This is a genomic window from Paenibacillus sp. FSL R10-2199, from assembly GCF_038000235.1.
GTDB lineage: Bacteria > Bacillota > Bacilli > Paenibacillales > Paenibacillaceae > Paenibacillus_AQ > Paenibacillus_AQ phytohabitans.
In genome coordinates, this window is record NZ_JBBOBO010000001.1 from 2645649 (window position 1) to 2672572 (window position 26924).

The window sequence follows — 26924 nt, forward strand, 5'->3', positions numbered from 1 at the left end:
AGTGGGCAAGAAATTCGAATTTTCCAAGCTGTTCATTAATCTGCTGTTTACGGTGCTGTCGATTGTGGTCGTCCTGCCGTTTCTGCTGGTCATCGCCGTATCGCTGACGGATGAGAAGTCGTTGACCGAAAACGGGTATCAGTTTATCCCCAAAACCTTCAGTCTGGATGCCTACCGCTATCTGCTGGACGCTCCTGAGATTCTGCTCCGCGCCTATGGAGTGACCTTCACGGTGACCATTATTGGCGCGCTGTCCGGCCTGCTCCTGACCGCGATGACTGCATACGTGATCTCACGGCAGGATTACCGGTATAACCGGGCGACGACCTTCTATGTATTTTTCACCATGCTGTTCAGCGGGGGGCTCGTTCCTTCCTACATTCTCATTACGCAATATCTTCATCTGAAAGACAGCCTGCTGGCGCTGATTCTGCCCATTCTGCTGTCGCCGTTCAACATCATGGTAATGAAAGGCTTCATGTCCAAAATTCCGCTGGAGATCATTGAATCGGCCAAAATCGACGGGGCGCGTGAATTCCGCATTTTCTTCAAGATTATCCTGCCGCTGTCGACGCCTGCGCTGGCTACTCTGGGTCTTCTGATATCCTTCACGTATTGGAACGAATGGTTCAACGCGATGCTCTACATCGACGATCCGAACAAAGTGCCGCTGCAGCTGCTGCTGGTGCGGACGCTCAACAGCATTGAATTTCTCACGACGAACTCTGAATTTACCGGACAGCTGGGCATCGATCTATCGAGTTTCCCCAACAGCTCGGCGCGGATGGCGATTGCCGTACTGGCCGGCGGACCGATGCTGGTGATCTTCCCGTTTTTTCAGCGGTTTTTCGTCAAAGGGCTTACGGTTGGCTCCCTAAAGGGTTAACATACAATTACATGTACAAAGTACAGGAGGTCACTTACATGAAAAAGAAGCTGTTTGGAGTTCTGGCATCTGTATTGCTTGTTGCATCGGTGCTATCCGGCTGCGGAGGCAACAATAACGGCGGCAACAGTAATGCCGGGAAAGGTACCGAAGGAAGCAGCGGAGCGGAAAGCACGCAAAGTGCAGCTCCGGAATCAGGAAACGCAGGCGAGCTGAAGCCGGTCGAATTGACCTGGTATTATCCGCTGTCGCAGCTGCAGGCCGATCAGGAGAAGGTGCAGGAGGAAGTCAACAAGCTTGTGAAGGCGAAGATTAATGCCACAGTGAAGCTGATGCCTGTTGCGATCGGGGACTATGTGCAGAAGATGAACACGGTGCTTGCAGCGGGCGAGAAGTTCGACATTCTCTGGACCGGCTACATGCTGAAGCCCGAAGAGCTGGTGCGCAAAGGTGCCATCCAGCCGATGGATGCCCTGCTGGATGAATATGCGCCGGAGCTTAAGGCAGATGTGCCGCAGGTAATGTGGGACGGTCTGTCGGTCGACGGGGAAATTTACGGTATCCCGAACCAGCAGATCAACGGCTCCCGTTACGGCTTCATCATCCAGAAGCGCTTCGCCGACAAGTACAAACTTGACACCGCTTCCATCAAGAAGATAGCGGATATCGAACCGTTCCTGGCCCAAATCAAGCAAAATGAACCGGACATCATTCCGTTTGGCGTATTCGGCACTTCCTTCATCAATCCGCAGTCCCATGACGACAAATATTGGGTAGTTCCGGGGCTGGATGACCATTTCTATATCAAAACGGATGATCCTACGTATACGCTGCAGCGTTATCCGGAAGAAGAGCTGGACAATTTCCGTCTGGCCAGCAAATGGTATAAGGAAGGCTATATTTACAAGGATGCCGCTACCGAAAAAGCGAATGATTACCTGGCCAAAGGCCAAATTGCAGTCGATTTCAACGTTACTCTCAAGCCGGGTGTGGAGGCTGAGGTGAAGGCCAAAAACGGCGGCAACGAAGTTATTACTGTACCGCTTAGCGACTGGTTCTCCAACGGCTATTCGGCTACGACCAACCAGTCGATCAGCCGTACGGCCCCTAATCCGGAACGTGCGATGATGTTCCTTAATCTGGTGAATACCGACAAAGAGCTGTACAATCTGCTCTGCAATGGTGTTGCCGGTGAACACTATGATAAGGCCGATGGGGATTACATCAAGGCAAAGGCGGATTCCCGTTATCTGCCGAATATGGACTGGGTTTTTGGCAGCGTATTCAACTCCTATCTGAAAGAAGGGCAACCGGAGAATGTCTGGGAAGAGACCAAAAAGATCAATTCCAATTCAGAGGTCAATCCTGTAGGTGCCTTCAAGTTCAATTCCGAGCCGGTGAATACGGAGATCGCCAACCTGAATGCGGTCTGGGGTGAATATAAACGGGGACTGGTTACGGGAACACTCGACTTCGAAGAAACCTGGCCTGCATTATACGGTAAGCTGAAGGAAGCGGGCGAAGAGAAATACGTAGCAGAGGTAACCAAACAATTTGAGCAATTCCTTAAGGATAAAGGCCTGAAGAAATAAGCCTCATAGAGAATATACCTGCACCTTTGGAGGAGATCACAGGAACCTGCTGCTCATGGACGGCTTCGCCAAGATATAATACCGGCGGAGCCGTTATCATTCCAACCGGAAAGGAAGAGGAGCCTTGGTGAAAAAACGTTTGCTTGCAGCCATTGCCGCCAGTATGTTGTTCACGATCAATCCTGCCCCGCCGATTGCGGGTACTGTATCGGCGGAGGGAGGTTCTCCGGGGGCGGTTATTTATGTCGCCACTAATGGAAGCGATTCCAATAATGGGACACAGAATGCCCCATTTCTGACTTTGGAAAAAGCCCGTGATACCATCCGGACGCTGAAAGCGGAGGATGGCTTGCCGGAGGGCGGCGTCACTGTGTATTTGCGCGAAGGAAGGTATGAACGGACGTCCAGCTTCGAGCTGCGGCAGCAGGATTCAGGCGAATCTGGCAAGCCCGTCACTTACACGGCTTATCCGGGTGAGTCCGTGACTTTGTCAGGTTCGGAGCAACTGGCCAAGTCAGCGTTCGTTCCGGTTACGGACACGGCGGTGCTCAGCCGAATCATCAGCCCGGAGGCGAGAAGTGAGGTACTGGTAGCTGATCTGGCAGCGCTCGGGATCACCGATTACGGCCAGCTCAGCCGTCATGGCTATTATTTGGCCAATGATCTGAGCGAGGTGCCGCCGATGGAGCTGTATGTGGCCGGACAGGGCATGACGCTGGCCCGCTGGCCCAATGAGAGCACCGTTCAGATGGATGAAATCCTTGATCCCGGTCCGACAAGGAAGGACCCGGACGGGGAGGTGCATACGCGCGGCGGCACCTTCACCTATACGTATGACCGGCCCCAGTACTGGACCCAGGCAGACGATATCTGGCTGGACGGGATCTTCGGCTACAGCTGGGAGTGGTCGTATAACAAGATTGCTTCCATTGACACGGCTGCCCGAAGCATCACCCTCCGTTACGGGGAAATGAGCGGCATCTTCAAAAACTGGTACCCTGATTTCCATTTTGCGCAAAATCTGCTGGAGGAAATCGATATGCCGGGCGAATATTACATCGACCGCCAGGCGGGCAAGCTGTATTTCCTGCCGAACGCCGAGTTTGCAGCGGATAACCCGGATATTGAAGTGACGATGCTGAAGAGTCCGATGATTAACGCGCTCAATGCTTCGTATATTGACTTCTCCGAGCTTGTGCTTGAGAATGGCCGCGATTCTGCTGCAGTGTTCATGGGCGGCAGCCAAATGCGTATTCTGAACAGCGAGATCCGCAATTTCACCAACAGCGGGGTACTGGTTAACACACAGAGCCGGTTCTATTACAACAATTTTGAAGGGGCACCGGGAACGGACCACGCCATTATCAGCACCCATATTCACCATATCGGCGGCACCGCCGTCACGCTGACAGGCGGCAACAAAACGACGCTTGCGCCAGGGAATAATGTGGTGGAGAATTCGCATATTCATGATTTTGCCTACTATCATAAAGCCTACAATCCCGGGGTGCTGCTGTCCGGCGTCGGCAACCGCATGTCGCACAATGAGCTGCATGATGCGCCCCATCCGGGCGTGCTGATCTTCGGCAATGATCATACCGTGGAGTATAACGAGATCTATGATGTATGCACCACTTTCTCGGATCTCGGCGCGATCTACATGAATGCCGGCGAGCAGCCCCATGAGCGCGGCACGGTCATCAGGCGCAATTACTTTCATAACATCGGCGAGAGCAAGGCCGGAGTGGAGGGGGTATATCCCGACAATTTCACGATGGGATTGACTATCGACGAGAATATTTTTTACAAGATGGGCAATTCGGCTATTAAAAACAACGGCGGCGCGCATATCCTGACCCGCAACAATATTTTTATCGACAGCAAAATTCCTTATGATTATGCGGATATGTTCCTGGGCGATGAGCCGGATGATCAGGTGCCGCTGAACTACATGCCGAAGTGGCAGGCGCTGTTTGCGGCTAACAATAATTTCACCGGAACCCCGTATCTGACGAAGTATCCCGAGCTGGCGGATTTCTTCACGGAGAACCGGTATTATCCCGACACCAATACGTTCCAGGGGAATGTGGTCTACAATCCGTCGCTGCCGCGCAGCGTAACGACCAATGTGTACGGGGCGTATGACAAATTTGGGCTTGTGCAGTACGCCAATAACTGGGTGAGCGCAGCAGATCCCGGCTTCACCGACCTGGCGGGGGGCGATCTGTCGCTGCGGCCGGATGCGGATGTCTTCGATGTCATTCCCGGATTCCCTGACATTCCGTTTAACGACATCGGCGTTACTGGCAAAGCTGGCACGACAGCAGGCACGGACAGCTATCCTGTACAGGGGGTAGCCGTCTATGACAGCGAAGTTACCGTGGACCGCTGGAAAACGCTGAAGCTGCGCACGGCGGTGCTTCCTTGGAACGCGGATCATCCCGTCCTGACCTTCACTTCGGCCGATCCCGGTATCGCAGCTGTGGATACGGCAGGAATTGTAACCGGCCAGGCGGTCGGCAGCACGGTCATTACGGTAGCCTCGGCGGAGAATCCGCTGCTGACTGCCACGGTTACGGTTCACGTGGAGGCAGGGGACGGCGTGATGGACTTCACGGATTTCGAATCCGGTGCGAACGGCTGGCTGCAGGATGCGAACCGCAGCATTGAGAAGATTGGGCCAAACCGCTGGTACAAGATTCTGAACGGAGCCTCAGCGCTCAGTCCCAAGTCCTTCTCCGATTACGAGCTGAGCTTCAGGCTGAAGACGCCGGAGATTATGGGGGATAATGTAACCCTGTATATTTTCGACCGCCAGGCCGGCAGCGGCTCCAGCCGGATCGGCTACAAGACGCGGGCGGACGGAAGCTCCGCCTGGCTGCTGTACAATTCGGCCTGGACGGTGCTGAAGGAGGTTAAGCTGCCGGGACATGATCTGCAGCCGAATACGGAGTATGCGGTTAAGATGCTGGTGAAGGGGGGCGACATCAGCGTCTATCTGGATGGAGCCTTCCGCCTGAAGGGCAATGATCCGGGGCATAACGCGGCAGGAAAAGTCGGCTTCTATGTCAGCAATGTCAGCCAGATGCATTTCGATGACATTCAGTTCAAGGCACTTACGACTACGCTGGCCGGAATCATTCCGGCGGAGAGCAAGGTGCGTATTGCCGCAGGGGAACAGCGGCAGTTGCAGCTATCCTTTGATCCTGCTGATACGCCGGATACAGGCGTAACCTGGCAGTCGGCCAATCCGGCGGTGGCCGCGGTGGATAGCACGGGCGTGGTCCACGCCGTATACGAAGGGGAAACCCTTATCTCGGCTGTGTCAACGGTAAATCCGCTCATTAAGACGGACATTACAGTAACCGTCTCGAGCATCATGCATGAGACAGACTTTGAGAACGGGGGCAACGGCTGGCCGGTAGATCCCAACCGCAGCATCGCCGCTGATCCGGACGGGAACCGCCGCTATAAACTGCTGAACGGTGCTACCGGCCTGCTCGACCGCAGCTTCACTTCTTATCAGCTGGAGTTCAAGCTGAAGACGCCGCTTGTGATGCCGGATAACGGCATCCTGTACATCTTCGACCGCCAGGACAGCTCCGGCTCCACCCGGATCGGCTACCGTACCCGGGCAGACGGAACCTCCGCCTGGATCCTGTATGACACAGCCTGGCAGAAGCTGACCGAGACGGTCCTGCCTGGACATGACCTGCTGCCGGATACGGAGTATGATGTGAAGGTGACGGCCCGGGACGGAGATATCGCCGTATCTGTGGACGGCTCGCTAAGGCTCTCCGGCAGCGATCCGGGGCACCGCCCGTCCGGCAAGGTCGGCTTCTATACCAGCGGCTTCGCTTATATGCTGTTCGATGATATTATTTTCTCGGTCTTGCCATAAAACTAATCTAAGCTTCGAGGGCGCTCTTCCTGCGGGAAGGGCGCTTTTACAGTTGAGCAGGCTGGGAATCTAAGAGGAGTGTTTATGTTCCCACGTTAACAAGCCGCCAACAAAAAAGAGCATCTGAGGCCGCGCCTCAGATGCCTTGTATTTAGTATTGTTCTATGACTGGTTGAAATCTTATAAATCTTCTACACTGGCAGGCAGATTTTTACCCGCTGCATTTGGCTTCGTGTACATTTTATTGAGTATCACTGTTTGCACGATAATAAATATACCGCCTACTGCCCAATATAACGGCAACGCGGCGGGCATAGCAAAAGAAGATAAACCCATCATGACCGGTGATAACAATCCGATAAAAGCCATTTGGCTATTCTGATTCTGCTGAGGCTGTGCTGAAACAGATTGAGACACACGGAACTGAACGTAATACACCGCAGCGGCAATCAGCGGCAAAATCATATCTGTTGTCCCCAAGTTAAACCACAGAAAATCGTGAGCGGCAATCTCCGGGGTACGGCGAATGGCATAATAAAATGCGAGAGTGATCGGCCATTGGAGAAGCATCGGTAAACACCCCATGTTTAAGGGATTGAATTGATGCTTCTGGTAGAGCTGCATCATCTCGGTTTGCTCTTGTTTTTTGGCATCCGTACTGACATCGTTCTTATACTTCTCCTTAAGTGCAGTTAATTCCGGCTGGAGGACGGCCATCTTTTCTTTCATAACCATTTGTTTCTTGGTTTGATTCATCATGAGCGGCAGGATCGCAAGTCTGATGATGAATGTCATCAGCACGATCGCTAATCCGTAGTCTCCGTGAAAGGTATCCGCGAAAAATTTAATCAAGATCGAAAATGGATAAATAAAAAAATGGTTAAATATTCCTGGTGAACCGGCATTAATCGGGTTGGATTGGGATGCTGCCGAACACCCGCTGAGCACAATGACCGGAATAACTCCAATCAACATGACGAGAATGGGCTTGGCCCATTTTTGTAGCAACATAATCTTTTTCATCGTTGTCCTCCCTAATTGAAAGTATGAATATCAATGTGGGGAAGGACTATGGTCTTCATCATCAGGTGCTTCTCTTCGTCTGACGGTACGAACTATCCACTTCTGAATGCTGTTCGGTTGAGACAGTCTGACAGCCACATACCAGGTTGAACCGGCTGCAGCAAGTGTTTCATGACCACAGTGTACCTCTTGTAAAGAAAAATGGGTGAATGGAATTAACACTAAGGAAGAGATGAGCGCAATTGAGAATGCCAATTGAACCAAGTCATAAAAATGCTCCAGTCAAGTTCACCTCCGTATGAGCCGTATTGGGAAAATTTGAATAATGGTTATACGATTCGAAGAACTGTGTGGTTTCATTAACCTGCCTGTTAGCTTAAAACCTTAAAAGCGGTTCACCGCGTTACAGATTCAATAGATGCTGTTCCTGTATTTCTCCGGGGAGATTCCTTTATTCTTCTTGAACATCTGGCTGAAATAAGACGGGGACAGATTGCCTACTTCTACCGCGATTTCCCCGATAGATTGGCTGGTGTTGGCGAGCAGGATACAGGCTTCTCTGACACGCCGCTGCATCAGATATTCGGACAGTGTGATGCCGGCATATTGTTTGAATACATGCGAAATATGGTAGGGAGACAGATGCAGGCTGGCGGCCAGCGCCTCAAGGCTGAACGGCTCCTTGTAATGTTCATCCAGCCATTCGGTAATCCGCTGGACATGTGAGCTGCCGCGTGAATGGAGGAGATTGGACAGGACATCAGGCAGCCGGGTCTGAAACAGCCGGATAAGCTGAAGCATAAGCAGACCTGTGTTCTCCTCCTGGCCGGCAGCAGCGTGCTTGGTGCACTGATGCAGCTCTTCCAGCACCTCGGGAATACGGGTGTCATTCATTCCGTAGAATACCGGCTGCCGCAGGCTGCCCCTCCACAGGTTCCAGAAGAATTGCCCCAGGATAGGGAACGCGGAAAGATAATGGTCCATGAAACCAGGATCAAAGGTCAGATTGGTCCGGATATAGGAACGGCCTTCTGCCGGAGGAACCATTACACGGTGCAGCTGATAGGGCTGAAACAAGACCAGTGTATGATCCTCAATAGGGTAGGTCTGATTCTCCACCATGATCTCACCGCAGCCGCTGTAAATGTACAGGATTTCAATTCCCCTATGCGCATGAAAATAGAGGGATTCCCCGTCAATATATTTATATTTGTACATAAACAAACCGGGGTCCATTCCCTCGGGCGGATGATCGTTCCTGTTCCTGTCCATGCTCATACGACGCTCCCTTATCAACCATAGTTCACTGCTATTAATTCCATTACTGCTAACTTCAGTATAAATAGAAGGCTGCTAAAAAAAAACTGCGATTTCGGCCACACTTATAAGACTACAATCGCCAAGCAAGCAACCGACTAACCAAGCAAGTAAGCAACGAACCAAGCAACGAACCAACGAACGAACCAAGTAAGCAAAAAACGAACGAACCAAGCAACCAAGCAAGTAAGCAACGAACCAAGCAACCAGCCAAGCAACGAACCAAGCAACGAACCAAGCAACGAACCAAGCAACGAACCAAACAACCAGCCAATCCATGGCTCTTTGGCAGGGCAACTGTGAAAATCCCATCCTCCATTCCTAAAATGTTGTAAGTAATACAGCTTTGGTTCCCGGATACCTGGGCGTTCGGGAGAATTGTTGTATGAAATACAGGAATTGTCCCGCTGAGCCGCTTGGAGGAGGGGAATTGCTGCATTTTCTGCAACAATTCCGGATTTGGGCTGATTTGATGAGGAGAATGTTGTATTTCTTGCAGGATTGTAACAGTATCCACCGGCAGCATTCATTCTAGAGGAGCACAAACCGGCAGGACTCTGTAAAAGAGCCTGCCGGTATAAAGGATTATCAACCGGGTGCCGCAGTTGATGTTGCGCACCAGCAGATCAGATTCTAGTCAATGAAGATGCAGTAATATGCTATTCCCGTTCGTACCAATACCCCGGAACACCCTGCTGCAGACGCAGCAGCGCCTCTAGGAAGAAGTAATCTCCCCAGATCATGAAATCATCCGGAGATGAGTTCCCTCTGACTGAATAGGAGCCATGACGCAGAAAGCCTTCTTCCGACGGGCTGCCGGCGGTAAAGTAGCGGTTCAGCAGGGAATCCATCGATTTGTTGACGGCTTCCTCATACCATGCCCGTTCCGGGTCCTCCTCCGGCAGGTGCTCCAGCAGCTCAAGGAGACCGCATACAACGATGGCGGAAGCTGAACTGTCACGTGGAGTGGACTCCTCCTGCGGGGCATCGAAATCCCAATACGCGACATGGTCGGCGGGAAGATGCTCCAGGAAATAGCGGGCCATTCTTCTGGAGGTTTCCAGATAATGAGGTTCTTTAAAATAGCGGTATGCCAAGGCAAAGCCGTAGACCCCCCAGGCCTGTCCCCGCGTCCAGGTGGAGCCGTCCTGATAACCTTGTGCGGTTCCTCCGCGCAGGGCATTCCCCGTCTGCTGGTCAAAATAAAAAGTATGGTAGGAGGAGTCATCTCCCCTCACCAGGAAGCGCCGGCTTTTCTCGGCGTGAATTCGGGCATACTCGGCATAGCTGGGATCTCCGGTCTGTTCAGTGGCCCAGCAGAGCAGCGGAAGATTCATCAGGCAGTCGATAATAATCCGGCCCCCGTTGTCTGCATCCCCTTCCGGTCCCCACGCCTGAAAGAGCTGCGGGGCAGAGCGCCAGCGCTTCATCAGTACATCGGCTGCCTGCAAGGCCAGCAGACGCGAAGCCTCATCCTTCTCGGTGATCCAGCGTGCCTTGGCGGACAGTGAATATAGGAAGCCGATATCATGATGGTCGAGCTCCTTCCCGGAAATCATGCGCTTGTTGAAGGAGTCAACCGTCCGGATGGCGGCGGCGTGAATCTCAGGGTCTTGGCTGTATTCATAGCTCAGCCACAGAATGCCGGACCAGAAGCCTTCCGTCCAGCTGGTATGGTCCGTCAGATGATATTTGCCGTCGCCCAGGCTTACAATTGGAGATTTGTCACCAAAGCGCTTGATGTTAAGGCGGGTGGTAGAGAGCGTGTGCTCAATCGCATTTTTCCAGTTCATAATAACCTCCATAATATCGCTATATTGTTCTTATGGTTATTATAAGCCTGCTGCTATGTTGGTTTGTTGCGCGAATTCTTAGGTGAATTGCGGTTTAGTAGGAACGGTGCCGGAACTTGTTACGCGGGGAGAGGGCTGTTTGTCACAGAACTCCGGTCTAGTTTGTCTACAGGATGTACAGCAAAGAAAATAGGATGGAGGCAGAGCGCCCGTGGCAGGGCGGTTTGTGTCTGTTGCAAAGCGTTTACTAAATACCGGCCTATGGATATAGGCTATAAACCAGGAGGAAATAGACATGAAAATTGTAGTGGTTGGCGGCAGCGGACTTATTGGAAAGCAATTGGTGAGCCGGCTTCAGGGGCTGGGTCATGAGACTGTGGCTGCATCACCTTCTCTGGGCATCAATGCTATGACTGGTGAGGGGCTGGCAGAAGCGCTTAAAGGGGCTGATGCCGTTGTTGATGTAGCAAATTCACCTTCATTCGCAGACGATGCTGTGCTGGAATTCTTCGCGACAACGACCCGCAATCTGCTGGCTGCTGAAGCTGAAGCAGGAGTGAAGCATCATGTGGCGCTATCTGTAGTGGGGACTGACGGCTTGCTGCAGAGCGGTTATTTCCGCGGAAAAATGGCTCAGGAGGAGCTGATCCAGGCTTCCCCGGTTCCCTACACCATCGTGCGGGCGACCCAGTTCTTCGACTTCGCGGAGGGCATTGCCTATACCGCTACAGAGGGGGATATCGTCCGTCTGCCTTCGGCATGGGTACAGCCCATAGCCTCTGGGGATGTAGCAGCTGCGCTGGTTGATTATACCCTTGAAGCCCCAGTGAACGGGATAGCCGAGCTGGCCGGACCGGATAAGCTGTCTCTGGATGAATTCGTCCGGCAAGCGCTGAAGGCTAAGGGGGATGCGCGTCAGGTGGTCGGCGATACGGAGGCACATTATTTCGGAACAGCATTGCAGGATCACTCGCTTGTTCCGGCCGGAGACCATCCGCGAATTGCCCCTACACGGTTAACGGACTGGCTTGCGGCTTCCGTATCAGAAGCATAATAGATCTGCAAGAAACCGCCATCCTCCGGGCAAGTTTGCAAAAACTTCAGCCTGATGGGAATGGCGGTTTTTTTATGAAAGACAGGATCGATATGTTGTGAAGCGGATACCAGCGGGCTTCTAGCGGACCTGAGCATAAACATTCCAGCTGTTCACCAAATGACCCACGGCAAACAGAAAAGCGGGGATCAGGAGCAGCCAGGACTCAAGCCAGAATCCAAGCAGCATGAAGTAGATTGCCGGAAAGACGGCCATAGGAATAGGAATTCCAAGCCAAGGCGTGAACAACACGGCAAATTCTCTCGCATTCCAGTAAAAGCGGGCCCAGCATATATAATAAATCAGCAGGCAGACAGCCATCAGTCCGGCAGACAGGCCAAGGGGCTGTTCTGCAAGCTTGCGGCCCAGGACAATAGGCATCATGAAGCAAGTGATCTGGCCTGCCCGCTCCAAGATCGTGAAGATCAGGGGTGTAGAGGCCAAAGAATCAGGAGCATTCCGGGGCGGGAAGAAAATGAAGATCAGATTCGGCAGCAATACTAATAAGGGTATGATGAATCCTTTAATGTGCAGACCCATGTGAACTCTCCGTCCTATTGTTCCAAAGTAGATTGATGCATTCTGGCATTGCGGAAATGAAGGTTCTCTTTGCCCGATACTACGATTGCGTTCCGCGGACAGTTCGCCGCACACTTCATACAGAAATCACATTTGTACCCATGGTATGGCAGATCATCGACCACTACTATATTACCGGTGGGACATTGCAGAACGCATAATTCACAGCTGATGCATTTGGAAGGGACCGTCCGCAATCTGAGCATCAGCCGCATCGAAATCCAGGGCAGCACGGTTCTTCTTGAGAGAACGGAGACGGCCTTCGACCCGGGATACTCTGACTTCCAGGCGGATTCACCGGCAAGTGCCTGATGGACAAAAGTCTCAGCTTTCTGATAGGCTGCGCTCAGCCGGGCCTGATCATCCTCCGGTCTTGCATCAGCATTCAGCATATTATTAGGCATACTGATCTCGCAGGCGGAGGCAGGGATGTAGCCCTTATTCTTCAGCAGGGTATAGAGCGGCTCTAGAATATGGGCTGAGTTATTGAGCGTAGCGATCACATATACTCTGGTGCCCTGGCTCTTCGGGAGCCGCCGGAGGAATCTCCAGATGAACGGGGATACGGACTGCGAATTGACCGGGAAGGCCAGCCACAGGTCATTAACCGGACTGCTTGGCATAGATTCGCTGCCGATCAGATTGAGAGAAGTGCGGATGTTATAGGTCTTAAGGGTTCTGCCCACAAAGTCTACAATCGCTTTCGTATTGCCCGTGCCTGAAAAGTAATACAAATCCACGGTTTTATTCATTCGGCGGGTTCTCATGTTCTGCGATTTCCTGCTCCAGCAAAGCTATAGTCTGCCCGCACCAGTCGGCGTAAGACTCCCACAGCTTCTGGCCAAAGGACAGGACCATCAGAATGCGGCTGTGATTACTGTGGACATCCAGATTCTGCTTCAGCTGTTCCTCGAATTTGCCGAACAGCTGCTGCTGCCGCCGGTGGTTGATTTCAAACTCCCGCACATGCTCCAGCATGGTGGCGGAAGAGGAAGAATTGGAAAAATACAGCTTAAGCAGCAGCTCGTAGCGTACGGTTTCTTTTTCCACCGGTGTCTTAAGCCATTCTTGTAATTCGTACCTTCCGGATACGGTTATCTGATACTTGATGCTTTGTTTGCTGTTCTTGCCTTCTGCAGTAACAGGTTCTTCACACACAGCGATCAGGCCCCCCGCAGCCAGCCGCTTCAGTTCCGGATAGATCTGGCCAAAGCTTTCGCTCCAAAAAAAGGAAAGCCGGGTATCTACGATCTTTTTGATCTCATACCCAGTCAAGTTCTCTTCATTTAATAGTCCCAGTAACACGTAACCTGTCTTGCTCCTGTTAGCAGCCATATGCACGCATCCAATCTGTAAGATATATCTTTTAGATATAAAATACTGCAAGGATAACCTAAAGTCAAACCTTATTTTATGCCCGAATTGGAGCGGTAACCTGGAATCTGCACGCCAAAAAGCCGCTCCCGGTGAAGGGAACGGCTTCATGTATTAGGCGGAATGCTTATGCCATATTGGGAATAGCAACAGCAGGGTCAGTCTCGGCTTCGTAATCCACGCCTCCGGTGCGGAAGCCGAACAGATGGAAGAAGTCATCCTGGTAGCCCTTAAGGTCTGCAAGTTCAGGAACATTATCCGTTTCAAGCTCATTCCAGCGTCTCATGACCTCGATCTGCACATCCTCGCGCATCTCCCAGTCATCAATCCGGATCAGGTGGCTGCCGTCTGCTGCAGCTTCGCCGCCGTTATACAGGTGGTCTGCGAACAGGCGGTACATCTGCTGAATGCAGTTCTCGTGCAGTTCTTTTTCCTTCATTACTCTATAGAGTGCGGAAATATACAGCGGCACCACAGGGATGGCGGAGCTGGACTGGGTAACCAGAGCCTTATTCACGGATACGAAGGCCCGTCCGCCTGTAGCAGAGAGCTGCTCGTTCAGCGCGACCGCCGTCTGTTCCAGATGGTTCTTCGCCTGGCCGATGGTTCCGTCCCGGTAGATGGGATGGGTGATCTTAGGCCCGATATAAGAATAGGCCACGGTTGTTGCGCCGTCTGCAAGCACGCCTGCTTCCAGCAGCTGATTGATCCACATGCCCCAGTCTTCTCCGCCCATAACAGCGATGGTCTGGCGGACTTCGTCATCCGTAGCCGGCTCAATAGTAACCGTGGATACTTCACCAGTGTGGAAGTTCATTGTCTTGTTCGTGTAAGCTTCTCCAACCGGCTTAATTACAGAAGAGAAGACTTCTCCTGTAACCGGATGGGTGCGGCGGGGGGAAGCTACGCTGTAGATAACGAGATCAACGGTGCCGAATTCAGCTTTGATGAGGTCGATGGTCTTGGTCTTAATGGCATCCGAGAAGGCATCGCCGACGATGCTGAACGATTTCAGCCCCTGCTTGGCCGCTTCCTGCTCAAAAGCAGCGGAATTGTACCAGCCTGCGGATGCTGTGCGGGCACCTTCAGCAGCTTTGTCGAAGAAGACACCGATGGTATTGGCACCTGCGCCGAATGCAGCCGCAATCCGGGAAGCCAGCCCGTAGCCGGTAGAAGCGCCGATGACCAGCACGTTGGCCGGACCGGTAAGTTTCTTTTGTGCCCGTACATAGTCAATCTGTTCCTGTATTTGTCCGGCACATCCCTCCGGGTGAGCAGTCGTGCAGATAAAGCCGCGTGTTTTTGGCTGAATAATCATCAAGGATATCCCCTTTGTTTTAGTTTTTAACTTTTTTCGCTAATATAGAGTATAGCAAATGATGGCATAGAAAGATAAGCTTGAATCTTTTTTTGAAAAGATAAGAATGGATATGCGTTATCAAGAATCCGGGAGGGTCTAAATGTGCTGATGGTAAACGGGAAGGAAGTTGCGGAGATTCTAACGATGGAGTCCTGCATCGCTGTGATGGAAACCGTCCTCGCTGACCTGTCGGAGGGGGAGGCCGTGCAGAGCCTCCGCCAGGTCCTGCCGCTGGAGGAGCGGAATGTGCTGGGAATGATGCCCGGGTATCTGCGGCGTGAAGGGATCGCTGGTGCTAAGATCATCAGCGTATTCCCTGGCAACCACGGGAGCGGTCTGCCGTCGCATCAGGGGATGGTGTCTTTGTTCGACGCCGCCACCGGCGTGCCGCTGGCCATAGTGGACGGCCAGTCGATTACAGCCATCCGCACAGCGGCGGTCAGTGCGGCGGCGACGAAGCTGCTCGCCAGGGAAGAGGCGGAGTCCCTGGCGGTTCTCGGCACCGGGGAGCAGGCCCGGAGCCATCTGGAGGCGATGCTGCAGGTGCGCGGCATTAAGCGCGCCAAGGTCTGGAGCAGAACGCCGGGCAAGGCCCGGGCGTTCGCCGATGCCATGAGCAGCCGGTGGAACGCAGTGATCACGGCAGCGCTGTCTGTGCAGGACGCGGTGATGGACGCGGACATTATCTGTACGGCAACGGCGGCGGGGGAGCCGGTGCTGCACGGCGCCTGGGTGAAGCCAGGCGCACATATCAATGCGATCGGCGCATGCAGGGCGCATGAACGGGAGCTGGACACGGCGCTGGTAGCCGGGGCGAGGCTCTATGTGGACCGGCTGGAGTCGGCGGTCCATGAAGCGGGAGATTATCTGATCCCGCTCAGTGAAGGGGCGATTACGGCGGACCATATTATTGGCGAAATTGGCGGGCTGCTGAAGGGGCGGGTCCCCGGCCGGGGAAGCGGCGATGAGATTACCCTTTTTAAGGGACTGGGGCTTGCCGTTCAGGATCTTGCCGCAGCCTTCTATATTTATAAACAGGCGGTTGCTCTGCATAAAGGCGTGGAGATTTCATTTTAAATAGAACTCGGCATTTCTTATTAAGAGTAACTAGTCCAGCATCAGCACTAATGAAGTGTGTCGATTCAACAATGCAGCAAGCGGCAATGGATGTATTCAGCTCGAAGTGAAACTTCAGTGATAGTTGTATAATGTACAATTAAAAACAGAGAAAAGAGCTGGTTGCCGCTTATAACTGTAGTCTGTACAACTAAATCTGCCCGAATGGGTGAGAACCTTCTACATAGGTCGGTTTAATTGCACGGAATACATCTAAACGGATAATCGGTTGAAAATCAGACGTTTTAGTTGTACAAAGTGCAGTTAAGCTTAGCGTAATTGGTTACTGCAAAGCCTCAGCAAGCGATTTCTGGAATGGCAGGAGCGGCGGCTGCCGGAAGCCCAAATATTCACCGCAGGGACGAGCGAGCATCAAGTAAATAGGTAGTTTCATAGAGGAGGGGCCGGATCAAGTGAATTTACAGGAACGGGAAGGCTGGTATGAGTTCGGACTGAGTGCTGCACAGGAGGAGCGGGCGAAACGCCTGCATGAGGAGAATATCAATATTGATCTGCTGTTCCAGGGGCCCTTGTCCCCAAGCGCTATCCCGGAGAGCGTCTCGCTTAAGGTGAAGGCGCTGTGCGAGCCGTACAAGGATGAACCGATGGTCTACAGCGCCATGCCGGCGCAGATCATTACCCGGCTGTCGGCCGGCGGTGAGATTGCGGAGTACAAAGAGGAATGGTACAAGTCCGGCATTACGGCGGGGAACCGTGAGCTGCACCTGAATGATATAGAGAGCATGATTACCAGTATGGGCGAGGTTCAGCTGCAGTTCGATTCCGCGGACTGGCTGGTGAAGGCACTGACGGCGGAGGATATCCGCAGGGCTAAGCGTGAGGGCAGGAAGGCCGGTATTGTAACGGCACAGGAAACGGATGCGCTGGGGAAAAATCTGGAGCTGCTTGACGCGCTGCATGGCTTTGGTCTAAGGATTCTGCAGTTAACGTACAACAACCAGAATCTGATAGGTTCCGGCTGTGCGGAGCCGGGCAATGGCGGGCTGTCCAAATACGGTCTGCGGTTTGTGGAACGGCTGAACACGCTCGGAATCATCGTCGATACCGGACATTGCGGCAGGCAGACCACCCTGGATGCCTGTGCAGCCTCGAAAGCGCCGGTTATCGCCTCGCATACCGGCGTGGAAGCTATCTATCCGCATATGCGCTGCAAAAGTGACGAGGAGATCCGCGCGATTGCTGCGACCGGCGGGGTGATTGGTATTTTTGCGATGCCGTGGTTTGTGCATGAAGATCCGGATCATACCACCATTGAGCATGTGCTGGATCATATTGAATATGTGATCAGGCTGGTAGGCGTAGAGCATGTGGGCATCGGAACGGACTGGCCTATGAGTGACCTGGAGTGGTCACTGGTCTTTTTCAAGGAGCAGATTGCACCTAAGCTGGGATTCGCCAAAGGGGATGGTCCCTCCACGGAAACCGTAGCAGGGCTTGAGAAATACAGTTATTTCAGCAATTTCACGCGGGGACTGGTGGCGCGCGGGTACAGCGATGAAGAGATCGCTAAGATTATGGGAGGCAACTGGCTGCGTGTGTTCGAACAAATTTGCGGATAGGGGACTTTTACAGATGAATTCATACTTACAGCAGACAAGCTTCAACTTCTATTGCTCGGGGATATACAGCGGCACCATCCGTTTCACGGACAAGGAGGTCATGCACGCCAAGGTTGACACCCGCAGACGCACACAGATGCAGGAGAATGTGCTGGATGCTGGCGCGAAATATGTTCTTCCGCTAGCGCGGATCGCGGGGCAGCTTCATGTGTACACCGATGCGGAATGGGCCGGGGACGAGGTTATCCTCAAGAACGGGGACAAATATCAGAAGCATATTACCTATCAGGCGGAGATCTCCGGTGTAGAGCGGACTTCGCAGGTATGGGCTTACCGCGGTGGCACGGCGCTGGATATTGTAACGCTGGACGGGGAGGTGATCGCCTTTCTGACCCCTAACCGCTATGGCATTGAGCTGATCGTTAAGGCAGGATATGAGCAGCTGACCCCGCTCGCCCTCTATGCTGAACCGCTGCTGTCGCAGCCCGAATACGGGGTGAATGATCTGGGTACGTACCTAGTGCCGATGCGGGACGGCGTGAAGCTGGCTACCGATGTGTTTCTTCCTGAAGGGCTTGAGCCGGGAACGAAGGTGCCGACTATCTTGGTGAGAACCTGTTACGACCGGAATGGTAAAAAAGAAATCTTCATGCGCTGGGCGAACAAAGGCTACGCCGTGGTCTCCCAGGATGTACGAGGCCGCGCGGATTCGGAAGGGGAGTTGATTCCCTTCTACAATGAACGCGATGACGGCTACGATACCATTGACTGGATTATCGCCCAGGAATGGTCTGACGGCAAAGTTGGGATGTGGGGCGCCTCCTATCTCGGCTATGTCGTTGTAGCAGCCGCTACCAGCGGCCATCCGAACCTGCTGGCGGTTGTGGATGAGGTTAATGTAGGTTCACCGTTCGTGGATACTGCGCGCAAAGGCGGAACACTCTGCTCCTGGCCGCTGCTGTCCTGGACGCTTGCGCAGTCGGTGGGGACGCGGACGGACTTTGATATTTTTGGTGGCATTACAGTGGACCCTGAAGCGGCGGTCGATGCCAGACCGATCAGGGATATTCCGCAGCAGATGATCGGCCGCACTTCGGGGCCGTGGGAGCTGTGGAGCCAGCATCCCGAGTATGACGATTTCTGGAGAAACTGTACGTTCACCGAACGCGGAGATCAGGTTAAGGTTCCAATGTATGTGATTTCCGGCTGGTATGACGGTGACAGCCCGGGGGTATCGGAGACCTGGCGGATGCTGACGGAGCATGATGTGAAGAGCCGCAAAATCCGCCTCGGCGCCTGGGAGCACGGACCGAACCGGGCGCGGGATCTGCTGGGCGTATCCTTCGGCAATGATGCAGTGGTGTACGATTATGATATATCTGTGCTGCGCTGGTTTGACCGGTTCCTGAAAGGTATTCCGAACGGCATCGACCAGGAGCCGCGGGTTTCCTATTATGTGGTGGGCGAGAACCGCTGGAGAACCTCGGAGGATTGGACACCGGCAGAAGCAAAGATAACTCCGTTCTATCTGGGCGGAGACGGCCGGGCGAATTCATCCCTGGGCGATGGACGGCTGATTATGGAGCCGGAGGAACATTCAGCAGCAGACACTTATATCTATAATCCGGCTGACCCGGTTGCCGACAGCGGAGAGCGGGAGCCGGAGAATATGCGGAAGCATGAGCTGAGAAGCGACATTGTCGTCTATACCAGTGAGCCGCTGGCGGAGAAGCTGACGGTAGCGGGGGAACTATCAGCGGTCATCTATGCGGCAAGCTCGGGTCTGGATACGGACTGGGTCGTGACGCTGAGTGATGTGAATGAACAAGGGGATTCCATCCGCCTGTCCAATTACATCGTGCGGGCGAAATACCGGCACGGGCTGGAACAGCCGCAGCTGCTGGTGCCGGGGCAGGTGGAGCGGTACGATATTTTCCTGCAGAACATCGCCCACTCGTTTGCCGCGGGACACCGGGTCCGCTTCACAATCACTTCTTCCAGCAAATTCGTGGCCTTCCCTAACACAAACACCGGAAACAATCCGTATGAAGATACGGAAGCAGTCATTGTGCAGCAGACGATCTGCCATAACCAGGAGTATCCGAGCCATATTAAGCTGCCGGTGGTGCCGAATTTCTAATGAATATCTGAGCCGGTCATTTGCAACTTTTTCCAATTGGGATCGTCCATGAAATGTGAAAGGGCATCTGGTACATATCCTTGCCGCTTCGGATGGACTCAAGGAGGGAGCTATGATGATCAAAAGAATATCCGTACTCTTGTTAGCCGTGCTGCTCCTGGCCGGCTGCAGTAAAGGAGGTTCCAAAATGAGCTATTCAGAGAGACAGACAGCTGCAGCCGGGCTTGATTTCGGGCTGGCCGAGCAGAGTAACCGGCTGGGCGCGATGCTGTTTGGCCAGTTGTGGAAGCCGGGCGGCGGGAATCTGACGGTGTCACCTTATAGTGTTGCCGCTGCGCTGGCCCTTGCTTATAACGGTGCGGACGGAGAGACGGCAGAGGAGCTGGGAACGCTGCTGGGCCATGCACCTGATGAGCGGGAGCAGCTGAATACCAGCCATCAGGTTTTGCTGCAGCTGCTGAATGACGCCGGACCGGGAATTGAGCTGAAGATAGCGAATTCGGTCTGGGGCATGAAGGAGCTGCCGCTGCGCAAGGACTATCTCAAGACAGGCGAGGATTTCTATAACGCAGAGATCAGGGCGACAGACTTAGCTGCAGAGAAATCTGTGACGCAGATTAATGATTGGGTCTCGAAGCATACCGGGCATAAGATCAGGCAGATGCTCACGGAGCCGCCGGGTGACCAGGCAGTTGCGGTGCTTGTCAACGCACTGTATTTCAAAGCCGGCTGGAGTGATGTGTTTCCGGAGGAGGCGACTGCGCCAGCAGACTTCTATCCCCCGGACGGGGCAGCAGTGCGGGCAATGATGATGAAGCGGAGCGGATTGTTCCAATATGCTGAGAATGAGGACTGGCAGGCTGTGAAGCTTCCTTATGGAGAGGGCCAGATGGAGATGACCGTAATCCTGCCGGGCGGAGAATCTTCCTTACAGGAGCTTGCGGATCAGCTTGCGGCGGGAAGACTCCCGCTTGATGAGGGCTTCGCCAGTGCCCGGGGGACGCTGCGGCTACCGCGTTTTACAGCAAGCTACGGGGCAGAGCTTACAAAGGTTCTGCAGGCGCTGGGTGTGAAGCTGGCTTTCGACCCGGACCAGGGGGATTTCCCGCTGCTGGCGGACCTGAATCGCCCGATTTATTTCAGCAAGGTCATCCACAAAACCTACATCGATGTGAATGAGCGGGGAACAGAGGCGGCGGCGTCCACAGTAACCCAGATGCGGGTAGGATCAGCTGCTCCTGCAGGTACGCCTTTTGAAATGACGGTCAACCGGCCGTTTCTGTTCATGATCAAGGATGTGCAGACTCAGGTGGTCCTGTTCCTCGGAGCCATTGAGAATCCGCTGGACACAGATTAATTCCGCTTGGAATGAATTTCAAGCAATTACGCATAAATGCTCCCTTCACAGGTCACAATAGGGAAAAACCAGAATGAAGGGATTAACGTGAATGCTTTTCGCTTGAAAAAACAACTGTGGCGGCGGTGGAGACGTTGGAAAAAGGCTCCCTGGGTGGGAGCGGCTTGCATTGCGCTTACGGTGCTGGCGTGGCGTGGCATGCAGGTTCCGGAAGAGATCAGCCTGCTGTTGGAGCATACGGCCTGGACGTTGCCCGGAACACTAAGCGGAATAGAAGAGCAGAACCGGGAACCCGGCAGCAGCATTCCGGCTGTGGCAGCCGTTTATAACCATACAGGGAATGAAGCAGAAGATGAAGCTGCTGTGATGGACAGCAAAGAGCTGCTTGAAGCAGTCAGCCGGGAAGCGGTCAGCAGAACGGTGCACCTGAAGACAATTTATGTATCCGGTGAAGAGGTGCAGACACTGCCCGGCAAGCAGACACCGGCCCAGCTGAAGATGATGATCGGACAGCATTCCGATTGGAGCGGCTGGCTCAGCGAGGAAGGCGATTTGTGGCTGGAGCAGAGAGTCAATGATCTGTCGCCGCTCACCAAAAAAGAAGCCTACTTCGGAGTGGATGAGCAGGGGAATCTGACGCTGTTCAAAGGACCGCCGACGTCGGAAAAGGTGATGAAGACCTTTTTCCAGCTGGATATGGGCTCGATGAAATCCTCTTTGCCGGAGGGGATCTGGGAGCAGCTTCATCAGGGCATCCGGGTACAGGACATGGAGGAGTACAACAGTGTACTGTCTACCTTCAGCGACTATGCGCGGGACTCGGCGGAACAGGTGATGCATGCGGAATGAAGTGAAGGACCTAACTGTTTGAAGACTCGTGGGCAGGAGGCTCACGGGTTTTTTTGTTTAAAATACAGCTTGATTTTAATTTCCCCGGGACAAAGTTTTTGTCTCCCCGGGGAAATTTTTTTGCTATAATGGGTAGAAGGAATACATATGTTCGCTTTAGGGCGGATTCATGGATGAACCCGCAGGGGCTATTCTGCCCTGGCACAGAGGAGAGAGAAGGATCTTGCGCATCTTGGGGATTGATCCGGGGCTGGCGATTGTCGGCTTTGGTTTTGTAGATAAGGTTGGAAACAAATTGACTCCGGTCCAGTACGGCTGCATCCAGACTGAGGCGCATACTCCGGAAGAAGAACGTCTGCTGCATGTCTATGAAGGCATGGTGCAGCTGATTGATAAATATAAGCCGGATGCGGTTGCGGTAGAGAAGCTGTTCTTCAGCCGCAATGTGACAACGGCCCTGCCGGTGGCGCAGGCGCGCGGAGTGCTGATTCTGGCGGCCGTGCAGCGCGGGCTGCCAGTGGCGGAATACACCCCTATGATGGTGAAGCAGGCAGTAGTAGGGTACGGCAAGGCGGAGAAGAAACAGGTTCAGGAGATGGTCAAGCTGCTTCTTAAGCTGTCGGCTGTACCGAAGCCCGATGATGTGGCGGATGCACTGGCGGTGGCGGTATGCCACGCCCATTCCGTGAGTCTTAATTCCAAATTAAATGAGGTATTGCGAAAATGATAGATTTCCTAAGAGGACCGGTTGTACATTTGGAGTCAGAATATGTAGTACTGGATGTTCAAGGCGTAGGATACCGGGTCTTCTGCCCGAATCCGTATGCTTTTGCCAAGGTGGAGGGTCCGGTGACCATCTTCATTCATTATCAGACCCGTGAGGATGCGACGCTCCTGTTCGGATTCCCGACCCGTGAGGAGCAGAAGCTGTTCCGCAAGCTGATCGAGGTGTCTGGCATCGGCCCGCGTGTGGCGCTGGGCATTCTGACCGGCGGAACGCCGGATCAGCTGATCTCGGCGATCTATCAGGAGAACATCACCTTCCTGACGAAGCTGCCGGGCATCGGCAAGAAGACGGCGCAGCGGATGATTCTGGATCTGAAGGACAAGCTGGACGGCTTCGGTGGAGCTGCCCTGCAGACAGGCCTGTTCGCTGTAGCGGCTGAAGCCCAGGCTAAGGCCGAGGCACTCCCGTGGGAAGAGGCCAGGGATGCCCTGAGGGCGCTGGGCTATACCGATACCGAGCTGGACCGCGTATGGCTGAAGATGAAGCAAGAGGGAACGGATACCGGACCGGTTGACGTGCTGATGAAAAAGGCGCTGGGGCTGCTTTTTATAGCCAAATAGGTCCCTGAAGAACGGAGTGAGGAATAATGGATGACCGGATTATATCAGCAAATCTGATGATGGACGAGCAGGCGGTTGAATTAAGTCTGCGGCCCCGTTATCTGGGTGAATATATCGGCCAGAACCAGGTGAAAGAAAACCTGAAAATATATATAGAAGCAGCCAAGATGCGCAGCGAAGCGCTGGATCATGTCTTGCTGTACGGGCCTCCGGGTCTCGGCAAAACAACGCTGGCGAATATTATCGCCAATGAGCTGGGTGTGAATCTGCGGACCACTTCCGGCCCGGCAATTGAGCGGCCGGGCGATCTGGCCGCGCTGCTGACCAACCTTCAGGAAGGCGATGTGCTGTTCATTGATGAGATCCACCGCCTGCACCGCACGGTGGAAGAGGTTATGTATCCGGCGATGGAGGATTTCGCGCTGGATATTATGATCGGCAAAGGCCCGAGTGCCCGTTCGGTGCGGCTGGACCTGCCGCCCTTCACGCTCATTGGAGCAACGACACGCGCGGGGCTGCTGTCCGCTCCGCTGCGCGACCGCTTCGGCGTAGTCAGCCGGCTGGAGTACTACACAATCGATGAGCTGAGCTTCATCGTAGCCCGCAACGCCGAGCTGCTCAGCATCGAGATTCTGGGCGATGCTGCGGAAGAGATTGCCCTGCGGGCCCGTGGGACTCCGCGGATTGCCAACCGTCTCCTGAAGCGGGTGCGCGATTATGCGCAGGTCCGCGGCGACGGTATTATTACGCCGGAGATTGCCGCTGAATCGCTCAAGATGCTTCAGGTAGATCCGCGCGGACTGGACAGCATCGACCACAAGATGCTGCAGTCGATGATCAGCTCCTTCCGCGGCGGACCGGTCGGGCTGGATACCATTGCCGCTACGATAGGCGAAGAGAGCCAGACTATTGAGGACGTATACGAACCCTATCTGCTGCAGATCGGTTTCCTGCAGCGCACGCCGCGCGGGCGCATAGTGACCCCGGCGGCGTATCATCATCTGGGACTTCCGCTCCCTCCGCAGCAGAACTGATGCTGCCCATAATACAACATTTTTCGTATGATCCCGGCTACAATCCCGAATTGTTGTATAAAAGGCAACATTCCTTCTCCTCCAAGCGGTTTGGCGGGACAAATCTTGTATTTCATACAACAATCTGTCCCAACCGCCAGATAACTAGGGGATCAAGTTGCAATCCGTACAACAATTAAGCCTAAACAAGTGAGAAACTTAAGAATTTGAATGCTCTTTGCAATGGATTAGGTGCGAGAAGTTGAATAAACCGCTCGTCACATAAGTGCCCGGCCGGGTGCTTAATTGGTTGCAGTCTAGAGTGCGTTTTATATAACACATTTAAGAGTATGCTTCCCAAGCGGGTTTTGAACGAAGCTTTCTGAGGATGTCATGCTTTCAAAACTTAAAGAGTATGTATGCTTCCGAAGCAGGGTTTGGAACGAAGCCTGCTTCGGGAGCAGCTACTCTCAAAACTTTTAGGAGGCCTACAATGAATCTTGCCAGGTGGAAAGAAACAGGGTTAGGGCTGCTGGGCCGCGGAGTATTGGCCGCATCAATGGTAGCAGGCAGCCTTCTGACCTTTGCGGGTACCACTCACGCCGATACCGGCGGGGCGATCCGGGTTGCACTGTATGCCGATATTGGCAGCAAATATAAATCTACCGTACCGCTGGTCACGCTTCAGTCCGATTTGGGCTTCAGCCTGCTCTCGCAGGCCGGAACACCTCTGCTGTCGGTTCCTGCCCAGAACAAAGTACGTGTCAGTCTGGACGGCTACCGGGTGAAGGTGCTGGAAACGCCAACCTGGCAGGTGGCAGCGGATGCAGCCAAGAAGCTGCAGGCTACCTCCGATAAACCCCAGCTGTTTATGGCATCACGGGGCGGAGCTAAGGTGTATCAGCTCTACACTGGAAGCTATGCCAGTGAAGCTGCCGCCAAAACAGGGCTGACCTCCGTGATGAAAGCCGGAGTAAGCCTTCCGGAAGGACAGACACCGGCTGTTGCCGGGACCAAACATCTGTCCGCAGGTTCCTACGCGACGCTGGAGGAAGCGCAGGCGGTTGTCGGCAGCCTAACCGCTGCCGGGTTCGATGCCTGGCCGGTATTCGTGTCCGGAGAAGGCGGCAGTGCACGGACTGAAGTTTGGGTAGGCGAAGCGGCGAGCGACAGCGATCTTGCAGCGGTCTCTGCCTCGGCAGCTGCACTGCTCCCGCAGCTTGTTCTGTCGCCGGTGGCGGCAGGTACAGCGGGACTAATTATCCGGATGGACGCAGGACTTGATTTCAGCAGTGAAGTCCAGGCCTTTCATTATCTGTTATCCGGAAGCGACGCGAAGTTCACAGCCGCCGGCAATGAGAAGGGGATTCTGCTTACGGAGAGATCCAAGCGTACTTACCGAGGCAATCTGGAGCTGGGCAATCTGAACGGTTCATTGTCTGTAATCAACGTAGTGCCGCTGGAGCAATATCTGTATGCGGTTGTCGGCGGAGAGGTTTCATCCGGCTGGCCGGAAGAGGCGCTCAAAGCCCAGGCCGTTGCGGCGCGCAGCTATGCGCTGGCCCAGGGCAACCGCTTCGATGTAGCCAATGTTGTCGATACCACGCTGAGCCAGGTGTACAACGGCATAGGCGCTGAAGCTCCAGTCATTACCAAGGCAGTGGATGCTACCGCAGGCGAAGTGCTGATGAGCGGCGGCAAAATAGTAGAAGCTGTGTTCTCCTCCAACGGCGGCGGCGTTACCGCAGACCCGTCTGAGGTGTGGAACAACGGCGGCGATACCTTCGTCAGTGTAGTCAGCAGCGAGGATGCTGCGGCAGTTGCTTCATCTAAAAAGTGGTATTATGTGCTGCTGAACAGCGGTATCTCCGGTTATGCCCGTGAAGACAATATCAAATTAACCGGGAACACAACGGCAGCCGGACTTCCGCTGGCTACGGCTACCACCAAGGATGTGAATATCCGGCCTTTGCCTATTATTGATAGCAGTGTTACTCCCGCAGGCAAGCTGAACCCCGGCGATAACGCCGTAGTGCTGGGCCAGGTCTATGAATCCGGCAGCTACAGCTGGATCAAAGGGCCGTATACCTCGGCAGAGCTGCTCAAAAGCCTGTCCGGCAAAACAAGCAACGCTCTTCCGTCTTCCATAACCAGTCTCCAGGTGACTAAGCGCGGGCCTTCGGGGAGAGCGGTGGAAGTCAAGGCTAACGGCCAGATTCTGCAGGTGAAATACCCGGATTTGTTCCGTTCTTCCTTTGGCGGATTGCCCAGTACTTTGTTTGATATTGTCCCGGCAGGCAGTTATACTGTACTAGGCGCTGACGGCACTACAGCCACTATTGGTAGTTCAACAAGCGCCGGGGTGCTTTCTGCAACCGGCAAAGTAACTGCAAATGGCAGCGGAACCGTAGTCATGGGTGCTGATCAATCTTCCAGAGTGGTCACCAGCAGTCCCGGATTCTATTTCATCGGCTGGGGCAACGGGCACGGCCTGGGCATGTCCCAATGGGGCGTAAAGGGCATGGCAGATAGCGGGTATGATTATCGTCAAATATTGCAACACTATTTTAATAACGTTACTATAGTTAAGGAATGAAGATCCCA

The 26924-nt window shown here is 53.7% G+C and carries 21 protein-coding genes; 13 read left to right on the forward strand and 8 right to left on the reverse strand.

Annotated elements, in window-relative coordinates; genetic code table 11:
• Position 1: 1 nt before the first annotated feature.
• The 3 genes from NYE33_RS11620 (at position 2) to NYE33_RS11630 (ending at position 6379) form a co-directional block, all read left to right on the forward strand.
• Positions 2–886, forward strand: a complete 885-nt coding sequence (locus NYE33_RS11620) for a carbohydrate ABC transporter permease (protein ID WP_341065878.1) — start codon at positions 2–4, stop codon at positions 884–886.
• Positions 887–924: 38 nt separating this feature from the next.
• Entirely contained in the window at positions 925–2478 is a 1554-nt protein-coding gene (locus NYE33_RS11625) for an ABC transporter substrate-binding protein (protein ID WP_042139565.1), read from the forward strand.
• 127 nt (positions 2479–2605) lie between these two features.
• Entirely contained in the window at positions 2606–6379 is a 3774-nt protein-coding gene (locus NYE33_RS11630; protein ID WP_341065881.1) for an Ig-like domain-containing protein, read from the forward strand.
• Between the two features lie 180 nt (positions 6380–6559).
• On the opposite strand, the gene yidC is transcribed toward NYE33_RS11630, so the two are convergent.
• From yidC to NYE33_RS11650, 4 genes are all read right to left on the reverse strand, one after another.
• Complete coding sequence (gene yidC / locus NYE33_RS11635) at positions 6560–7402, reverse strand: membrane protein insertase YidC (protein ID WP_336103169.1); 843 nt, start codon at positions 7400–7402, stop codon at positions 6560–6562.
• Between the two features lie 411 nt (positions 7403–7813).
• Positions 7814–8674 carry an AraC family transcriptional regulator gene (locus NYE33_RS11640; protein WP_341065884.1) on the reverse strand — a complete coding sequence of 287 codons (861 nt, stop codon included), beginning with the start codon at positions 8672–8674 and terminating at the stop codon, positions 7814–7816.
• A gap of 143 nt (positions 8675–8817) precedes the next feature.
• Entirely contained in the window at positions 8818–9249 is a 432-nt protein-coding gene (locus NYE33_RS11645) for a hypothetical protein (protein ID WP_341065887.1), read from the reverse strand.
• A 129-nt stretch (positions 9250–9378) separates the two neighbouring features.
• Positions 9379–10512: a glycoside hydrolase family 88 protein gene (locus NYE33_RS11650; protein ID WP_340943000.1), complete on the reverse strand. Its 1134-nt coding sequence runs from the start codon at positions 10510–10512 to the stop codon at positions 9379–9381.
• 295 nt (positions 10513–10807) lie between these two features.
• Here NYE33_RS11650 and NYE33_RS11655 point away from each other — a divergent pair, with 295 nt between their 5' ends.
• Complete coding sequence (locus NYE33_RS11655; RefSeq protein ID WP_042139560.1) at positions 10808–11566, forward strand: SDR family oxidoreductase; 759 nt, start codon at positions 10808–10810, stop codon at positions 11564–11566.
• A gap of 120 nt (positions 11567–11686) precedes the next feature.
• Here the strand turns inward: NYE33_RS11655 and NYE33_RS11660 are convergent, their stop codons facing one another.
• The 4 genes from NYE33_RS11660 to fabV all read right to left on the reverse strand — a co-directional run bounded on the left by NYE33_RS11660 (position 11687) and on the right by fabV (position 14876).
• Positions 11687–12145 carry a hypothetical protein gene (locus tag NYE33_RS11660; protein ID WP_076245203.1) on the reverse strand — a complete coding sequence of 153 codons (459 nt, stop codon included), beginning with the start codon at positions 12143–12145 and terminating at the stop codon, positions 11687–11689.
• Positions 12146–12159: 14 nt separating this feature from the next.
• Positions 12160–12936 (reverse strand): EFR1 family ferrodoxin, encoded by a 777-nt coding sequence (locus NYE33_RS11665; RefSeq protein WP_341065890.1) that lies wholly within the window; start codon positions 12934–12936, stop codon positions 12160–12162.
• The gene (locus NYE33_RS11670; protein ID WP_341065892.1) at positions 12929–13519 is read right to left on the reverse strand and encodes a PadR family transcriptional regulator; all 591 of its coding nucleotides are present in this window, start codon (positions 13517–13519) and stop codon (positions 12929–12931) included. The genes NYE33_RS11665 and NYE33_RS11670 overlap by 8 nt, the downstream gene beginning before the upstream one ends.
• A gap of 166 nt (positions 13520–13685) precedes the next feature.
• Positions 13686–14876 (reverse strand): enoyl-ACP reductase FabV, encoded by a 1191-nt coding sequence (fabV, locus tag NYE33_RS11675; protein ID WP_341065894.1) that lies wholly within the window; start codon positions 14874–14876, stop codon positions 13686–13688.
• Positions 14877–15026: 150 nt separating this feature from the next.
• Between fabV and NYE33_RS11680 the strand changes: the two genes are divergently transcribed.
• From NYE33_RS11680 to NYE33_RS11720, 9 genes are all read left to right on the forward strand, one after another.
• Positions 15027–15995: an ornithine cyclodeaminase family protein gene (locus NYE33_RS11680; protein WP_341068638.1), complete on the forward strand. Its 969-nt coding sequence runs from the start codon at positions 15027–15029 to the stop codon at positions 15993–15995.
• Positions 15996–16447: 452 nt separating this feature from the next.
• On the forward strand, positions 16448–17614 hold the full coding sequence (locus NYE33_RS11685) for a dipeptidase (RefSeq protein ID WP_052422061.1): 1167 nt from the start codon (positions 16448–16450) through the stop codon (positions 17612–17614).
• Between the two features lie 13 nt (positions 17615–17627).
• Positions 17628–19754, forward strand: coding sequence for a CocE/NonD family hydrolase (locus tag NYE33_RS11690; RefSeq protein ID WP_341065896.1), 2127 nt, complete (start codon positions 17628–17630; stop codon positions 19752–19754).
• Positions 19755–19866: 112 nt separating this feature from the next.
• Positions 19867–21111: a serpin family protein gene (locus tag NYE33_RS11695; protein ID WP_341065898.1), complete on the forward strand. Its 1245-nt coding sequence runs from the start codon at positions 19867–19869 to the stop codon at positions 21109–21111.
• Between the two features lie 102 nt (positions 21112–21213).
• On the forward strand, positions 21214–21960 hold the full coding sequence (locus NYE33_RS11700; RefSeq protein WP_160311780.1) for a BofC C-terminal domain-containing protein: 747 nt from the start codon (positions 21214–21216) through the stop codon (positions 21958–21960).
• Between the two features lie 223 nt (positions 21961–22183).
• Positions 22184–22687 (forward strand): crossover junction endodeoxyribonuclease RuvC, encoded by a 504-nt coding sequence (ruvC, locus tag NYE33_RS11705; protein WP_039294456.1) that lies wholly within the window; start codon positions 22184–22186, stop codon positions 22685–22687.
• The gene (ruvA, locus tag NYE33_RS11710; protein ID WP_042139549.1) at positions 22684–23307 is read left to right on the forward strand and encodes a Holliday junction branch migration protein RuvA; all 624 of its coding nucleotides are present in this window, start codon (positions 22684–22686) and stop codon (positions 23305–23307) included. The genes ruvC and ruvA overlap by 4 nt, the downstream gene beginning before the upstream one ends.
• 26 nt (positions 23308–23333) lie before the next feature.
• A complete protein-coding gene (ruvB, locus tag NYE33_RS11715) occupies positions 23334–24341 on the forward strand; it encodes a Holliday junction branch migration DNA helicase RuvB (RefSeq protein WP_039294462.1) in 1008 nt (335 codons plus the stop codon).
• Between the two features lie 472 nt (positions 24342–24813).
• Positions 24814–26916 carry a SpoIID/LytB domain-containing protein gene (locus tag NYE33_RS11720; protein WP_076245179.1) on the forward strand — a complete coding sequence of 701 codons (2103 nt, stop codon included), beginning with the start codon at positions 24814–24816 and terminating at the stop codon, positions 26914–26916.
• Positions 26917–26924: the final 8 nt, after the last annotated feature.

Excerpts from the sequence above, each read along its gene's own strand:
- NYE33_RS11665 (WP_341065890.1), bottom strand. The coding sequence starts at position 12,936 with ATGAATAAAACCGTGGATTTGTATTACTTTTCAGGCACGGGCAATACG.
- NYE33_RS11695 (WP_341065898.1), top strand. The coding sequence starts at position 19,867 with ATGATGATCAAAAGAATATCCGTACTCTTGTTAGCCGTGCTGCTCCTG.
- NYE33_RS11670 (WP_341065892.1), bottom strand. The coding sequence starts at position 13,519 with ATGGCTGCTAACAGGAGCAAGACAGGTTACGTGTTACTGGGACTATTA.
- NYE33_RS11660 (WP_076245203.1), bottom strand. The coding sequence starts at position 12,145 with ATGGGTCTGCACATTAAAGGATTCATCATACCCTTATTAGTATTGCTG.
- ruvB (WP_039294462.1), top strand. The coding sequence starts at position 23,334 with ATGGATGACCGGATTATATCAGCAAATCTGATGATGGACGAGCAGGCG.
- NYE33_RS11645 (WP_341065887.1), bottom strand. The coding sequence starts at position 9,249 with ATGAATGCTGCCGGTGGATACTGTTACAATCCTGCAAGAAATACAACA.
- NYE33_RS11640 (WP_341065884.1), bottom strand. The coding sequence starts at position 8,674 with ATGGACAGGAACAGGAACGATCATCCGCCCGAGGGAATGGACCCCGGT.
- NYE33_RS11655 (WP_042139560.1), top strand. The coding sequence starts at position 10,808 with ATGAAAATTGTAGTGGTTGGCGGCAGCGGACTTATTGGAAAGCAATTG.
- NYE33_RS11650 (WP_340943000.1), bottom strand. The coding sequence starts at position 10,512 with ATGAACTGGAAAAATGCGATTGAGCACACGCTCTCTACCACCCGCCTT.
- yidC (WP_336103169.1), bottom strand. The coding sequence starts at position 7,402 with ATGAAAAAGATTATGTTGCTACAAAAATGGGCCAAGCCCATTCTCGTC.
- NYE33_RS11625 (WP_042139565.1), top strand. The coding sequence starts at position 925 with ATGAAAAAGAAGCTGTTTGGAGTTCTGGCATCTGTATTGCTTGTTGCA.
- NYE33_RS11690 (WP_341065896.1), top strand. The coding sequence starts at position 17,628 with ATGAATTCATACTTACAGCAGACAAGCTTCAACTTCTATTGCTCGGGG.
- ruvA (WP_042139549.1), top strand. The coding sequence starts at position 22,684 with ATGATAGATTTCCTAAGAGGACCGGTTGTACATTTGGAGTCAGAATAT.
- NYE33_RS11680 (WP_341068638.1), top strand. The coding sequence starts at position 15,027 with ATGGTAAACGGGAAGGAAGTTGCGGAGATTCTAACGATGGAGTCCTGC.
- fabV (WP_341065894.1), bottom strand. The coding sequence starts at position 14,876 with ATGATTATTCAGCCAAAAACACGCGGCTTTATCTGCACGACTGCTCAC.
- NYE33_RS11720 (WP_076245179.1), top strand. The coding sequence starts at position 24,814 with ATGAATCTTGCCAGGTGGAAAGAAACAGGGTTAGGGCTGCTGGGCCGC.